The organism is Massilia terrae (genome assembly GCF_024753145.1).
Taxonomy (GTDB): Bacteria; Pseudomonadota; Gammaproteobacteria; order Burkholderiales; family Burkholderiaceae_D; genus Telluria; species Telluria terrae.
Map to the genome: position 1 here is coordinate 1,348,312 of NZ_JANUGU010000001.1, position 14,888 is coordinate 1,363,199.

A 14,888-nucleotide genomic window follows, 5' to 3' on the forward strand; every position below is an offset into this window, starting at 1 on the left:
TTCATTGCTCCATCGCGGCGCGCATCTCGGCCATCTCGGCGAACATCCAGTCGCGGAAACGCTTCACCTTGCCCAGCCCTTCCTTGTGGGGATTGGCGAGGAAGCGGTAGCCGTTGTGGAAGGCGGCGCTGCGGCAGGCAATCTGGCGCAGCCCGCCCGAGGCCAGGTCGCCGCACGCGATCCCGAACGGCACCAGCGCCACACCCTGCCCCGCCACCGCCGCCTGCACCAGCACGCCCCAGTGGCTGTAGCCGCGCGAGAAATCGTAGGCGCCCTTGAATGCGCGGTTCTCGTTGAGCAGCTGCAGCCACGCCTCGTTGGACTTCTCGCACAGCAGGCGATGCTGGCCAAGGTCGGCCAGGGTCAGCGCGTGCTGGCCGGGCGCCAGCAGCTCAGGGCTGTACACCGGCACCAGGCGCTCGCGCAGCAAGGTCGCTGGATCGCCATCGCGCACCGGACCGTAGCGGATTGCGACGTCGGTGCTGTCGGCCTCCAGGTCGACCGGCACGTCGTTCGAATCGATGCGGATGTCCAGCTCCGGATACAACTTGGTGAAGCGGTGCATGCGCGGCACCAGCCACTTGATCGCGAACGAATGCGTGGTCGAGATGCGCAGCACCGCCTCCTCGTCGCCGCCCTGCAGCGCGCCGATCTTGTCGCGCAGGTCTGAAAGCATGCGCGCCACCGCCACCGCCAGCTCCTGCCCTTTTTCGGTCAAGGTGATGTGGCGCGCGTGGCGCACGAACAGCGCGAAACCGACCGATTCCTCCAGGTGCTTGATCTGCAGGCTGACCGCGGCCGGCGTCTTGTGCAGCTCCTGGCCGGCCAGCTTGAAACTGCCCCAGCGCGCCGCGCAGTCGAAATCGATCAGCCCCGAAAGGCTCCTCAGCGGCTTCATCGCCACCCCATGCATAAGTTTTTCTTATTCATTGACCCAAGTTTTTCTCGTTTGATCAATACAACGCCTGAGCAGAAAATATACTCGATTCGTCACGGGAAAGACATGAACAAGAATATCTTGGTGATCGGCGGTACACGCTTTTTCGGCAAGCTGCTGGTGCAGCGGCTCGTCATGGCAGGCAACAAGGTGACGATCGCCACCCGCGGCTACGCGCCGGACCCGTTCGGCGATCGCATCGAACGCATCCGCGTCGACCGCCGCAACGAGGCCGCGATGCGCACCGCCTTCCGCGGCGCCCGCTACGATGTCGTGTTCGACCAGATGTGCTACTCGCCACTGGACGCGGCGATCGCGGCGCGCACCTTCGCCGGCAAGACCGGCCGTTACGTCGTCACCTCGACCATCGACGTCTACCGCGGCCTGCTCGGCAAGCAGGATGCCCCGTTCAAGGAAGACGACCTGAATGTGCAGGCCCAGCCCATCGACACCGCCTATCCCTGGCACGATCCGGCGCGCGCCATCGAAAGCTACGTGCCCGGCAAGCTGCAGGCCGAGGCCTACCTCTACCGCGACGGCACGCTGCCGCTGGTGACCGTACGCCTCGGCCACGTGATCGGCGGCCAGGGCGATTTCACCGGCCGGCTGGCGCATTATGTGGACCTGGTGCGCGCCTGCGCGCCGCTGCGTTATGCCCACGCTGACGCCACGACTTCCCTGACGTCGCCGCAGGAGGCCGCGCGCTTCCTGGCCTGGGTGGGCAGCCAGCGTTTCGAAGGACCGGTCAATGGCGCCTGCGCCGGCGCGTTGTCGGCCCACGCGCTATATCACAAGACGGCACAACTGCTGGACGCGCAGCCGCGCGCCATCAGGCAGCATCCCGGACAAGCGGGCGAGCTTTCGCCCTTCGATTACCCCGCTCCGCTGGCGCTCGACACCTCGCGCGCCACGGCGCTGGGCTACCGTTTCGGCCACAGTGACGAGTGGCTGGACGACGCGATCCGCCAGTACGACCTGGCCTTCGTCTGAGTGCGCCTGCCGGGAACGCGCACGTGTTAATGTGTGCCTTCCCCCTGCCGCCCGAAGGATCCGATCATGTCCAATACCGTTGAGCTGCACCGCGTCTTCAAGTCCACGCCCGACCGCGTCTACCGCGCCTTCGTCACGCCTGGCGCCTTCGCCAAATGGCTGCCGCCGCACGGCTTCTTCGGCACCGTGCACGACATGGATGTCCGTGTCGGCGGGCGCTATCGCATGTCCTTCACCAACCTGACGACCGATCACACACATTCGTTCAGCGGCGAATACCTGGAACTGGAGCCTGACGTCAGCCTGAGCTACACCGCCGAATTCGACGATCCCAATCTGCCTGGCCGGATGCAGACCTCGGTGACGCTGCGCGAAGTGTCGTGCGGCGTCGAGGTCAAGATCAAACAGGAAAATATCCCGTCCGTGATCCCGCTCGACGCCTGTTACCTGGGCTGGCAGGAATCGCTGGAGCTGCTCGGGAAGCTGGTCGAGCCGGAAATCGGCGACTAGCCGGCGTTTCTGGCGGCATCGCCGCGCGCGAAATGCGCCATCTGGTCGGCGTAGGCCTTCTTGAACGCGGGACGCGAGGTGGCCAGCGCGAGGTAGGTGGAGCAGGCGGGATACTCCACCAGTCCGCCGAAACGATCCACCAGGCGCAGCACGTCGGCCATCAGGATATCGGCCACCGAGAACGAACCAGCCAGCCATTCGCCGCCGGCCAGCACCGTTTCCATGTGCTTGAGACGGGAGGCCTTGAGGAAGGACTCGAACTGCGGAAATGCGGTGTCCCCGGTCTTGCCCCAGAAATGAAACAGGCCCCACGGCAGGCTCGCCATCTCGACCGAATTCAGGGCGGCGAACAGCCATTCGATGGCCTGGCTGCGCAATTTCGGTTCGCGCGGCAGCAGCCGTTCGCTCAGTTCACCGATATGCAGGATGATCGCGCCGGTCTCGAAGATCGAGATGTCGCCGTCCCGCAGCCACGGGACCTGGCCGAAGGGCTGGTGCGCGAAGTGCTCGGCCGAGCGCTCGCCAAAGGGTACGCTCTCGACGGTGTACGGCAGTTGTGCTTCCTCCAGCGCCCAGCGCACGCGCAGGTCACGGACAAAACCCCGCGGAAGCTCGGGTACCCAGTCAAACGTTGTGAGAACCAACTCCGACATGCGCTACCTCCATTAGAAAGATAACGTCGTTCCCGCGCAGGCGGGAACCCCATTTTGCGCGATCCGAGCCAAAGCCGGCGCTCGCAACTGTTCAACGAAATGGGGCGGCCCTGCGTACGCGAGGACGACGTTCGATATTCTGCGGACGGCCCGGTCGGTTCAAGACTGCGGCTTCTCCCGCCCGACCCAGTACAGCAGGAAGATCAGCCCCGCGTACGGAATGATCGACAGCGCATCCGCGCTCGCGCCGGCGAAGAAGGGGTTGGCCGCCTCGGCCCACTTGTTCATCACATTATCAAAGTCGGTCATCACACCGGCCGTGATGGCGATGATGATGCCCGCCAGCGCGCCGCCCGCGATGTAGCCGGAAGCGAGCAAGGTGCCCGGGCTGCGGTCGCCCGCGGCCTGGCATTCGTGGTCGCTCAGCCCTTTGAACTGCGGCAGCTTGTTGTTGCGGCGGTCGACCGCCCAGCGGATGATGCCGCCGATCGCGATCGGCAGCGTCGACACCAGCGGCAGGTACACGCCGACCGTGAACGCCAGCGACGACACGCCCGCCATCTCCAGCACGATCGTGATCATCACGCCGAACAGCACCAGCGTCCACGGCAGCTGGCGGTCGAGGATGCCCTTGATGATGTAGGACATGAGCACAGCCTTGGGCGCATCGAACTTCTTCACTTCCGAGCCGTCCGGACGGGTGTGGTACTGGCCGTTGATGCCCGGGTCGACCAGGTAGGCCAGCTTGCCGTCATTCGCCACCAGGTACTTGCCGGCCGGGCCGCCCACGGTATCGGTCTTCTGCCAGACCTTGTAGGTGTTGTGGTCGGACGCCGCCTGCGGGCCTTGCAGCTGCGCGGTCGCGGTCAGCCGGGATGCGTCGACAGTGATCCCCGGCGCCACTTTCGCGGCCGGCACGTACACGGTGCCGGCGTCGTTCAGCTTCAGCAGGATCGGGCCGAGGATCAACGCCGAGGCCAACGCACCGGCCAGGATCGCGTACTGCTGCAGCTTCGGCGTCGAACCGACCAGGAAGCCGGTCTTGAGGTCTTGCGAGGTCGTGCCGGCGTTGCTGGCCGCGATGCAGACGATGGCGCCGACCGACAGCGCGGTGACGTAATAGCGGCCGCCGGTCCAGCCCATGATCAGGAAGATCAGGCATGTGAACAGCAGCGTCGCCACCGCCATGCCAGAGATCGGGTTGGACGAGGAGCCGACTTCGCCGGTCAGCTGCGAGGACACGGTCGAGAACAGGAAGCCGAATGCCAGGATCAGCAGGCCGCCCAGGATATTCATGTGCAGCGGCGTGGCCAGCGTGATGGCGGCGACGATCGCCAGGCAGCCGATCGCCACCCACTTGAAGGGGATGTCCTGCTCGGTGCGCAGCGACTGGTTGCCGCTGCTGGCCTTGCCCACGCCCTGCAGGCCCTTCTTCAGGCCGTGCCAGATGGTCGGCATCGAGCGCACGAGGCTGATCAGGCCACCGGCCGCCACCGCGCCGGCGCCGATGTACAGCACGTAGGCGCTGCGGATATCGTCGGGCGACATGTCGCGGATCAGCATGGTGCCTGGCGCGACCGGCACGTTGAGGGAATCGCCGAAGAATTTGATCATCGGGATCAGCATCATGTACGACAGCACGCCGCCACCCGCCATGATCATCGCGATGCGCGGGCCGATGATGTAGCCCACGCCCAGCAGCTCGGGCGAGATCTCCGCGCCCATCGAACCGGCCTTGAGCGGCGCGTCGAAAATGAAGTTGACGGTGTCCTTCCACAGCTTGAGCGAAATGCTCAGCACTTTATACAGCAGGCCTAGGCCGAAACCGCCGAAGATGACGTAGGCGCGGCGGCGCGCTTCCCGCGCGTCGTCCGAATTCTCGTCCAGCGCCTCGCCCGCGGCCAGCCGCGAGCCGGGCGTGGCGCCGGCCTTGAGCACTTCCGCGCAGGCCGTCCCTTCCGGGAATTTGAGTTCGCGGTGCTGGTCCACGATCATCGTGTGCCGCATCGGGATCATCATCAGGATGCCGAGCAGGCCGCCCAGCACGCCGACCAGCATCACACGGGTGATTTCGAGGTCGAAGCCAAGGATCATAATCGCCGGCATGGTGGCGCCCAGGCCGAAGGCCAGCGATTCGCCGGCCGAACCGGCGGTCTGGGTAATGCTGTTTTCAAGGATCGACAGCTCGCGCGCGCCGAATTTGCGGGCGATGCCGAACAGCGTGATCGCGATGACCGCCACCGGAATCGACGCGCTCACGGTCAGGCCGACCTTCAGCACCAGGTACAGGGAAGACGCGCCGAACACCATGCCGAGCAGCGTACCGGTGATCAGCGCGCGCCATGTCATCTCCGGCAGGTTCGCCGACGCCGGGATGTACGGCTTCACGTCAGCCGGGCTGGGGTCGTAAGGCATACGAATTCCTTGTAAAGTATTGAAAGGCGAACCGTCTGGTGCCGCCGGGTGGTGCTCGGACGGCGAGACTATGGCACAGTCGGTAGCGGATTGAAAGCGCATTATAATTGCCGGCCAATGGCCCGGATTCGCTCCCGGCCAAACCTAGAGGGTTCAGTTTTGAGAAAATCGACCGAGCTGCCACGGCAGCGTTCCGGCCGCGAGCGCGGCTTCATTCTCCTGGCGCTTGCCGCGCTGCTGCTCATCATCGCCGGCGTCGGCGCCTGGTTCACGTTCACGGTGATGCGCAACGTGCCTTCGATCGAGGCCGTGACCGACTACCGTCCCAAGATCCCGCTGCGCATTTACACCGCAGACCACGTGCTGATCGGCGAATTCGGCGAGGAGCACCGCGACTTCGTCCCGATCGCCAAGATCCCGGACATGATGAAAAAATCGGTTCTGGCAATCGAGGACACGCGCTTCTACGAGCACAGCGGCGTGGACTGGTGGCGCGCGCTTGGCGCGGCCAGGTCCAATGTGGTGCACGGCTTCGGCTCCAGCGGCGGCTCCACCATCACCATGCAGGTGGCGCGTAACTTCTTCCTGTCGCGCGACAAGGTCCCGTCGCGCAAGCTGACCGAAGTCCTGCTGGCCTACAAGATCGAGAACGCCCTGACCAAGGACCAGATCCTGGAGCTGTACATGAACCAGATCTACCTCGGCCAGCGCTCCTTCGGCTTCTCAAGCGCGGCGCGCACCTATTTCGGCAAGACGCTCGACCAGCTGAGCATCGCCGAAACCGCGATGCTGGCCGGCCTGCCGCAGAACCCTTCACGCCACAACCCTGCAGTGAATCCGAAGCGCGCACGCCAGCGTCAGCACGCGGTGCTGGGCCGGATGCGTGAACTGAACTTCATCACCCAGGAACAGTACGAGCACGCGATGCACGAGCCGCTGCGCGTCAACACCCGCGGCCAGGAATACGATGTGCACGCCGAATACGTGGCCGAGCTGGCGCGCCAGCAGGTCTACAACGAGTTCAAGGAAGAGGCTTACACCCGCGGCATCACCGTCACCACCACGATCCTGAAAGCCGACCAGCAGGCCGCCTACGAATCGCTGCGCCGCAACGTGCTGGCCTACGACCAGCGCCACGGCTACCGTGGCCCGGAAGCGCGCATCGAACTGCCTGAAAACGCCGAGGAGCGCGAGGACGCCATCGTCGAAGCGATCCAGAAGCGGCTGCAGAGCGATGGCCTGATACCGGTGGTGGTGCTGTCCGCCGCGCCGAAGAAGGTGCAGGTCGAGAACGTGGACGGCGACGTCATCGACATCACCGGCGACGGGCTCAAGCTGGTCACCAATGCGCTGAAAGAGAGCGCGAAGGACACCATCAAGCTGACCCCGGGCGCGGTGATCCGGATCTACCGCGAGGGCGCCAAGGGCAACTGGACAATCACCCAGGTGCCGCAGGTGTCGGCGGCCTTCGTCGCCATGGACGCCGACACCGGCGCCTACCGCGCCATGGTGGGCGGCTTCGATTTCGGCCTGCAGAAGTTCAACCACGTGACCCAGGCCTGGCGCCAGCCTGGCTCCGGCATCAAGCCCTTCATCTACTCGGCCGCGCTGGACAAGGGCTATTCGCCGGCGACCAGGATCCTCGACGCGCCGCTCGAAATGCCGGGCGAAGACGCCGGCAAGACCTGGGCGCCGCAGAACGACGACGGCAAATGGGATGGCCCGATCACGATGCGCACCGCGCTCGCCCAGTCCAAGAACGTGGCCTCGGTGCGCCTGCTGCGTGCCGAAACCGTGCCGTATGCGCATGAATACCTCGGCAAGTTCGGCTTCGACCTCGACCGCCAGCCGAAGAACTACACGCTCGCGCTGGGAACCGGCGCCGTCACTCCGCAGCAGATGGTGGGCGCCTACGCGGTATTCGCCAACGGCGGCTACAAGGTCCAGCCCTACCTGATCTCGAAGATCCAGGACGGCACCGGCAAGGTGATCGCCGAGACCAAGACGCCGGAAGTGCGCGTCGAGGAGAACCGCGTGCTCGACCCGCGCAATGTGTACGTGATGGACACCATGCTGCGCGACGTGGCCCGCTACGGCACCGGCGCCGAAGCCACCAAACGCCTCGGCCGCACCGACATCGCCGGCAAGACCGGCACCACCAGCGATGCGATGGACGGCTGGTTCTCCGGCTACGGCGGCGGCGTGGTGGCGGTGGCCTGGATGGGTTACGACGAACCGCGCTCGCTGGGCGGCAAGGAATTCGGCGCGACGGTGGCGCTGCCGTTGTGGATCGACTATATGCATGTGGCGCTGGCCAAGGCGCCGCCGCAAGAACTGGCGGTGCCGGACGGCGTGGTGCGCGAGAACGACGACTGGGTTTACAGCGAGTTCGCCGATACGCCCGAACTGAAGTACATCGACATCGACCCGAATGCGCCGGAGCAGGCGGCCGATCCGACGGCGCCGGCCACAACGCCGCAGCAGGACGGCACGACGCTGCCACCGCCGGGCGATCATCCGGTGGCCGCGCCGCCGGGAGCGCCGGTGCGCCCTCTCCCGCCGGCGACGCCGGCGGCGCCGGTGCGGCCGATCACGCTGCCGCCGCCACCGGGCGAGCATCCGCTGGCCGCGCCGACGGTCCGTTGAACGCGAGGAGACCGAGTGGCTTTCCAGATTGAGCAAAAACTGGTCATCGGCGTAGCGTCCAGCGCGCTGTTCGATCTCTCCGAATCGCACCAGGTCTACCTCGACAGCGGCCCCGAGGAGTACCGCAAATACCAGGAAGCCCACATCGACCAGATCCTGGGACGCGGCGTGGCCTTCCCGTTCATCCGCCGCTTCCTGAACATCAATCGCCACTTCCCGCGCCAGGCGCCGGTCGAAGTGGTGCTCTTTTCGCGCAATTCGCCCGAGACCGGGCTGCGCGTGATGCGCTCGATCGCCCACTACGGCCTGGACATCACCCGCGCCAGCTTCATGAGCGGGCAGTCGCCCTACGCCTACCTGCCGGCCTTCAACGTGTCGCTGTTTTTATCGGCGAACGAAGAAGACGTGCGCAACGCCATCGCGGCCGATTATCCGGCGGGGCTGGTGCTGCCCTCGCAGATCGCCGACGACGAAACCGACGAAGAGCTGCGCGTGGCCTTCGACTTCGACGGCGTGATCGCGGACGACGAATCGGAGGCCGTGTTCAAGCGCGACGGCATCGACCGGTTCCACGCCCACGAGATGCTGCACGCGGCGCGCCCGCACCAGCCAGGGCCGCTGGCCGACCTGTTCCGCAAGCTGGCGCTGATGCAGCGTCTGCAGGAACGGGCGCAGAAACGCGACCCGTCCTACAAAAAGATCGTGCGCATCGCGATCATCACGGCCCGCAGCGCGCCGGCGCACGAACGCGTCGTCACCACGCTCAAGAGCTGGGGCGTGTCGGCCGACGAGACTTTCTTCCTCGGCGGGATGAACAAGGCACGCGTGCTGTCGGTGTTCAGGCCGCACATCTTCTTCGACGACCAGCTCAGCCACCTGACCTCGACGCCCGGCGGCAGCATCCCGATGGTGCACGTGCCCTTCGGCGTCGCCAACCGCGCTCCCAGCGCCTGAGCCATGAGCCGCACCGGCCGCCTGTTCCAGCTGATGGATGCCCTGCGCGGCAACCGCCGCCCCGTGACGGCGGCCGCGCTGGCGGAAAAGCTGGCCGTGTCCGAGCGCACCATCTACCGCGACATCCAGGCCCTGTCGCAACTTGGTGCGCCCGTCGAAGGCTCGGCCGGCGTCGGCTATCTGCTGCGCGCCGGCTTCTTCCTGCCGCCGCTGATGTTCGACGCCGACGAGCTGGAAGCGCTGGTGCTGGGCGCGCGCTGGGTCAAGCACCAGGGCGACGACGCGCTGGCCGATGCCGCCAAGCGCGCCCTGGCCAAGATCGCCACCGCCACTCCCAGCGACCTGCGTGACCACATGGCCGAGACCAGCTTGTGGGTGCCGGTCGGCCCGGCCGGCAAGAAGACCACCGACCAATTCGTGCGACCGGCGCGCGAAGCGATCCGCCGCCAGTGCAAGCTGCGCATCGACTACCGCAACGAGAACGGCGTGCAGTCCGAGCGCACGGTGTGGCCGTTCGCGCTGGCCTACTTCCAGGACCGCCGCATCCTGGCTGCCTGGTGCGAGCTGCGCGCGGCCAACCGCCACTTCCGCGTCGACCGGATCGCCGGCGTGCATGCCACCGACGAACGCTATCCACGCCGGCGCCACGACCTGCTGCGCGAATGGCGCGCCGAACTCGGGGCGAAAGAAGACTCCTGACAGAATCTGTCATAGCGATTGCTTAAGATTGCCATATCAATCACCTGAACGGAGACGGCAATGCACCTGTACTACCACCCCTATTCGTCCAACGCGCGCCGCGCCGCCATGGTCGCGGACCATCTTGGCATCCCGCTCGACATGGTCGAAATCAACCTGGCCAGCCCCGATGACCGCCGCCGCCTGGCCGAGGTCAACCCCAACAGCAAGATCCCGGTGCTGCTGGACGACGGCTTTACGCTGACGGAGTCCTGCGCCATCATGCAGTACCTGGCCGACAGCAAGCCAGGCCAGACCCTCTACCCGCACGACCCGCTGGCGCGCGCGGACGTCAACCGCTGGCTGTTCTGGTCCGTCCAGCACTTCTCGCCGGCGATCGGCGTGATCGTGTGGCAGAACGTGTGGAAGAAGATGGTCGAGGGCACCGACACCGACCCGGTCGAGCTGGCGCGCGGTACCCGCGAGCTGAAACGCTTCGCCGCCGTCCTCGACGCCCACTTGGCCCACCGCGAATGGCTGTGCGGCGATGCACTGACGCTGGCCGATTTCGCCGTCGCCGCGCCGCTCATGTACATCGAACGCGCCCGCGTCCCGGTGGCGCAATATGCCAACGTGCTGGCCTGGTTCACCCGCGTCCAGCAGTTGCCGGCATGGCGCAACACGGAGCCGGTCTGGTAAATACCATTTGACAGGCAGCGCGACAAGCAAGGCGTCCGGCGGGACGCATCCCCATCGTCTATAATTGACAACCCGTTCCGCCGTTAAGTTGGTTCGCGCTGCATGTCCTTCGATCTTAAAAAGCATCTCCCCAAACCGGGCCAACGCTTCGCCCTGCCGGCCTTGCACGGCTCGTCCGACGCCTATGCGCTCGCGGTCGCCGCCCAGGAGCTGAAGGCGAACAAGCAGATGCTGACCGTGATCGTGGCCAATGCCAGCGACGGCCAGCGCCTGCTCGACGAGATTCCCTGGTTCGCCGAGGGCAAGCTGAAATGCCACCTGCTGCCGGACTGGGAGACCCTGCCCTACGACGCCTTCTCGCCGCACCAGGACCTGGTGTCCGAGCGCCTGGCCACGCTGCACGAGATCCGCAACGGCCAGTGCGACGTGCTGATGGTGCCCGCCTCCACCGCGCTGGTGCGCCTCGCGCCGCCATCCTTCCTGGCAGCCTACACATTCTTCTTCCGCCAGGGCGAACGCCTGGATGAAGCGAAGCTCAAGGCGCAGCTCACGCTGGCCGGCTACACCCATGTGACGCAGGTGATGTCGCCCGGCGAATATTCGGTGCGCGGCGGCCTGATCGACCTGTTCCCGATGGGTTCCACGCTGCCCTACCGGATCGACCTGTTCGGCGACGAGATCGAGACCATCCGCACCTTCGACGCCGACACCCAGCGTTCGCTGTACCCGGTCAAGGAAGTGCGCCTGCTGCCGGGCCGCGAATTCCCGATGGACGAAGCCGCGCGCACTGCCTTCCGCGGCCGCTGGCGCGAACGTTTCGAAGGCGACCCGACCCGGTCGCCGATCTACCGCGACATCGGCAACGGCATTGCCCCGAGCGGTATCGAGTACTACCTGCCGCTGTTCTTCGACCAGACCGCGACGCTGTTCGACTACCTGCCGCCGGAATCGCCGCTGGCACTGGTCGGCGACATCGACGGCGCCATCCAGCGCTTCTGGCTCGACACCGAATCGCGCTACCGCTTCCTGAAGGCCGACCGCGAGCGCCCGATCCTGCCGCCGGAAGAGATTTTCCTGCGCGACGAGCAGTTCTTCATCTGCGCCAAGCCGCACGGCCGCTGGGCCATTGCGCGCGATGCCAACGGCCAGGCCTCCGAGCTGTCCTCGCCGCTGCCGGACATCGCCGTCAACCGCCGCCTGGACGACCCGCTGGCCAATCTGCGCTCCTACCTGATGCAGGCGCCGGCGCGGGTGATGATCTGCGCCGAATCGAACGGCCGCCGCGAGACCCTGCAGCAGTACTTCACCGAATACAAGCTCGATCTCGCATCCGTCGACAGCTTCGAGGACCTGCGCACCACCAGCGCGAAGGTCGTGCTGGGCGTGGCGCCGCTGCAGGTCGGCTTCATGCTGGACGAAGCCTCAAGCGGCAAGCTGGTGTTCATTACCGAGACCGAGCTGTACGCCGGCGGCGCACGCCGGGCCGGCCGCAAGAAGCAGGAGGCGGTCAGCCAGGTCGAATCGATGGTGCGCGACCTGTCGGAGCTGAAGATCGGCGACCCGGTGGTCCACATCAACCACGGCATCGGCCGCTACATGGGCCTGGTCAGCATGGACCTGGGCGAAGGCGCGACCGAATTCCTGCACCTCGAGTACGCCAAGGAAGCCAAGCTGTACGTGCCGGTCTCTCAGCTGCACGTCATCTCGCGCTATTCGGGCGCCTCGCCGGACGACGCGCCGCTGCACGCACTGGGCTCCGGCCAGTGGGACAAGGCCAAGCGCAAGGCCGCCGAACAGGTGCGCGACACCGCCGCCGAACTGCTCAACCTGTACGCCCGCCGCGCCGCGCGCCAGGGCCACACCTTCGAGTACTCCGCGGTAGACTACGAGAATTTCGCCCAGAGCTTCGGCTTCGAAGAGACGCCCGACCAGGCCGAGGCCATCAACAACGTCATCCGCGACATGACCTCGGGCCGTCCGATGGACCGGCTGGTCTGCGGCGACGTCGGCTTCGGCAAGACCGAGGTGGCCCTGCGCGCCGCCTTCATCGCCGTCATGGGCGGCAAACAGGTCGCCATCCTCGCGCCGACCACGCTGCTGGCCGAGCAGCACGCGCAGACTTTCGCCGACCGCTTCGCCGACTGGCCGGTGCGCATCGCCGAGCTGTCGCGCTTCCGGACCGGCAAAGAGGTCAACAACGCGATCAAGGGCATGGCCGACGGCACACTCGACATCGTGATCGGCACCCACAAGCTGCTCTCGCCGGACGTCAAATTCGACCGGCTGGGCCTCGTCATCATCGACGAGGAGCACCGCTTCGGCGTGCGACAGAAGGAAGCGCTCAAGGCCCTGCGCGCCGAAGTGGACGTGCTGACCCTGACCGCGACGCCGATCCCGCGCACGCTGGGCATGGCCCTGGAAGGCCTGCGCGACTTCTCCGTCATCGCCACCGCGCCGCAGAAGCGCCTGGCGATCAAGACCTTCGTGCGCACCGAGGACGGCTCGGTGATCCGCGAAGCCTGCCTGCGCGAGCTCAAGCGAGGCGGCCAGGTCTACTTCCTGCACAACGAGGTCGAGACGATCGAGAACCGGCGCGCCGCGCTGGAGGAGCTGCTGCCGGAGGCGCGTATCGCGGTGGCGCACGGCCAGATGCACGAGCGCGACCTCGAAAAGGTCATGCGCGACTTCGTGGCCCAGCGTTTCAACGTCCTGCTGTGCACCACCATCATCGAGACCGGCATCGACGTGCCGACCGCGAACACCATCATCATGCACCGCGCCGACAAGTTCGGCCTGGCCCAGTTGCACCAGTTGCGCGGCCGCGTCGGCCGTTCGCACCACCAGGCCTATGCCTACCTGCTGGTCAACGACGTCAACGGTCTGACCAAGCAGGCGCAACGCCGCCTGGACGCGATCCAGCAGATGGAAGAACTGGGCAGCGGCTTCTACCTGGCGATGCACGACCTCGAAATCCGCGGCGCCGGCGAGGTGCTGGGCGAAAACCAGTCGGGCGAGATGCTGGAAGTCGGCTTCCAGCTGTATTCGGAGATGCTGAACGAAGCGGTGCGCGCGCTCAAGGCCGGCCGCGAGCCGGACATGTCCGCCCCACTCTCGTCCACCACCGAGATCAACCTGCACGTGCCGGCCCTGCTGCCGGCGGACTTCTGCGGCGACGTGCACGAACGCCTGTCGATCTACAAGCGCCTGGCCAATTGCGAGAGCGCGGACAAGATCGACGACATGCAGGAAGAGCTGATCGACCGCTTCGGCAAGCTGCCGGACCCGGTCAAGGCCCTGATCGAAACGCACCGCCTGCGCATCCTTGCCAAGTCGGTCGGCATCGTCAAAATCGACGCCCATGGCGAAGCAGCCAACCTGCAGTTCATGGAGAAGCCACCGATCGACCCGATCAGGATCATCACCCTGATCCAGAAGAACCGCCATATCAAGCTGGCCGGCCAGGACAAGCTGCGCATCACATCCAATATGCCGGACCTGCCGGCGCGCGTGAACCAGGTCAAGCAAACCATCAAACAACTACTGGCATAAGAACATGAGCATGAATCTGGTCCTGCAGGGACCGCAGGCGGACCTGGATACCCTCAAACAAATCGCCGCCCTGGCCCACCCGGCGCGCATCGTCGAACTGGGCGCGCACGCGATCCGCTGCGAAGACGTCGAGACCGCCGACGACATTAACAAGGCCGTGGACGCCGCCGCGTATGCCGCCCAGGCCGACGCCACCTTCATCGAGGCCGGCCGCAGCCTGGCCGACTTCTCGCTGCTGGCGATGGACATGGACTCCACGCTGATCACCATCGAATGCATCGACGAGATCGCGGACATGCAGGGCCTGAAGCCCGAAGTGGCGGCGATCACCGAGGCGGCGATGCGCGGCGAGCTCGATTTCGCGGCCAGCCTGACGCGCCGCGTCGCCCTGCTCAAGGGGCTGGACGTGAACGCCCTGCAGCGCGTGTACGACGAGCGCCTGCGCATCTCGACCGGCGGCGAGGCGCTGCTGGAGACGATCCAGGGCGCTGGCCTGAAGACCCTGCTGGTCTCGGGCGGCTTCACCTTCTTCACCGAACGCCTGCAGCCGCGCCTGGGCCTCGACTACACCCACGCCAACGTGCTCGAAGTCGACCAGGGTGGCCGCCTGTCCGGACGCGTCCTCGGCGGCATCGTCGACGCGGAAGAAAAGATGCGCACCGTGCAGCGCGTCTGCGAGGAGCTGGGCGTCGGCACCCACCGCGCCATCGTCATGGGCGACGGCGCCAACGACCTGAAGATGATGGGCGTCGCAGGCCTGTCGGTCGCCTTCCGCGCCAAGCCGGTGGTGCGTGCGCAGGCCGATATCGCCCTCAATTTCTGCGGACTCGACGCGCTGGCAACCATCCTCGCCTGAC

At 66.1% G+C, this 14,888-nt stretch carries 11 protein-coding genes; 8 read left to right on the forward strand and 3 right to left on the reverse strand.

Annotation, left to right across the window (positions count from 1 at the left end):
* Position 1: 1 nt before the first annotated feature.
* Positions 2 to 898 (reverse strand): LysR substrate-binding domain-containing protein, encoded by an 897-nt coding sequence (locus NX778_RS05820; protein WP_258810721.1) that lies wholly within the window; start codon positions 896 to 898, stop codon positions 2 to 4.
* A 105-nt stretch (positions 899 to 1,003) separates the two neighbouring features.
* Here NX778_RS05820 and NX778_RS05825 point away from each other — a divergent pair, with 105 nt between their 5' ends.
* Both NX778_RS05825 and NX778_RS05830 read left to right on the forward strand, forming a co-directional pair.
* A complete protein-coding gene (locus NX778_RS05825; protein WP_258810722.1) occupies positions 1,004 to 1,927 on the forward strand; it encodes an NAD-dependent epimerase/dehydratase family protein in 924 nt (307 codons plus the stop codon).
* Between the two features lie 63 nt (positions 1,928 to 1,990).
* The gene (locus NX778_RS05830) at positions 1,991 to 2,437 is read left to right on the forward strand and encodes an SRPBCC family protein (RefSeq protein WP_258811053.1); all 447 of its coding nucleotides are present in this window, start codon (positions 1,991 to 1,993) and stop codon (positions 2,435 to 2,437) included.
* On the opposite strand, the gene NX778_RS05835 is transcribed toward NX778_RS05830, so the two are convergent.
* Both NX778_RS05835 and NX778_RS05840 read right to left on the reverse strand, forming a co-directional pair.
* A complete protein-coding gene (locus tag NX778_RS05835; RefSeq protein WP_258810723.1) occupies positions 2,434 to 3,090 on the reverse strand; it encodes a glutathione S-transferase family protein in 657 nt (218 codons plus the stop codon). The two genes, NX778_RS05830 and NX778_RS05835, sit on opposite strands and share 4 nt — an antisense overlap.
* A gap of 159 nt (positions 3,091 to 3,249) precedes the next feature.
* Entirely contained in the window at positions 3,250 to 5,505 is a 2,256-nt protein-coding gene (locus NX778_RS05840) for an OPT family oligopeptide transporter (protein ID WP_258810724.1), read from the reverse strand.
* 159 nt (positions 5,506 to 5,664) lie between these two features.
* On the opposite strand from NX778_RS05840, the gene NX778_RS05845 reads away from it, so the two are divergent.
* The 6 genes from NX778_RS05845 to serB all read left to right on the forward strand — a co-directional run bounded on the left by NX778_RS05845 (position 5,665) and on the right by serB (position 14,887).
* Complete coding sequence (locus NX778_RS05845; RefSeq protein WP_258810725.1) at positions 5,665 to 8,151, forward strand: penicillin-binding protein 1A; 2,487 nt, start codon at positions 5,665 to 5,667, stop codon at positions 8,149 to 8,151.
* Between the two features lie 15 nt (positions 8,152 to 8,166).
* Positions 8,167 to 9,105, forward strand: coding sequence for a 5'-nucleotidase (locus tag NX778_RS05850; RefSeq protein WP_258810726.1), 939 nt, complete (start codon positions 8,167 to 8,169; stop codon positions 9,103 to 9,105).
* A gap of 3 nt (positions 9,106 to 9,108) precedes the next feature.
* Positions 9,109 to 9,804, forward strand: a complete 696-nt coding sequence (locus tag NX778_RS05855; RefSeq protein WP_258810727.1) for a helix-turn-helix transcriptional regulator — start codon at positions 9,109 to 9,111, stop codon at positions 9,802 to 9,804.
* Positions 9,805 to 9,864: 60 nt separating this feature from the next.
* On the forward strand, positions 9,865 to 10,482 hold the full coding sequence (locus tag NX778_RS05860; RefSeq protein ID WP_258810728.1) for a glutathione S-transferase family protein: 618 nt from the start codon (positions 9,865 to 9,867) through the stop codon (positions 10,480 to 10,482).
* Positions 10,483 to 10,584: 102 nt separating this feature from the next.
* Positions 10,585 to 14,031, forward strand: a complete 3,447-nt coding sequence (mfd, locus tag NX778_RS05865) for a transcription-repair coupling factor (RefSeq protein ID WP_258810729.1) — start codon at positions 10,585 to 10,587, stop codon at positions 14,029 to 14,031.
* Positions 14,032 to 14,041: 10 nt separating this feature from the next.
* The gene (gene serB, locus NX778_RS05870; protein WP_258811054.1) at positions 14,042 to 14,887 is read left to right on the forward strand and encodes a phosphoserine phosphatase SerB; all 846 of its coding nucleotides are present in this window, start codon (positions 14,042 to 14,044) and stop codon (positions 14,885 to 14,887) included.
* The last annotated feature ends 1 nt before the right edge of the window (position 14,888 follow it).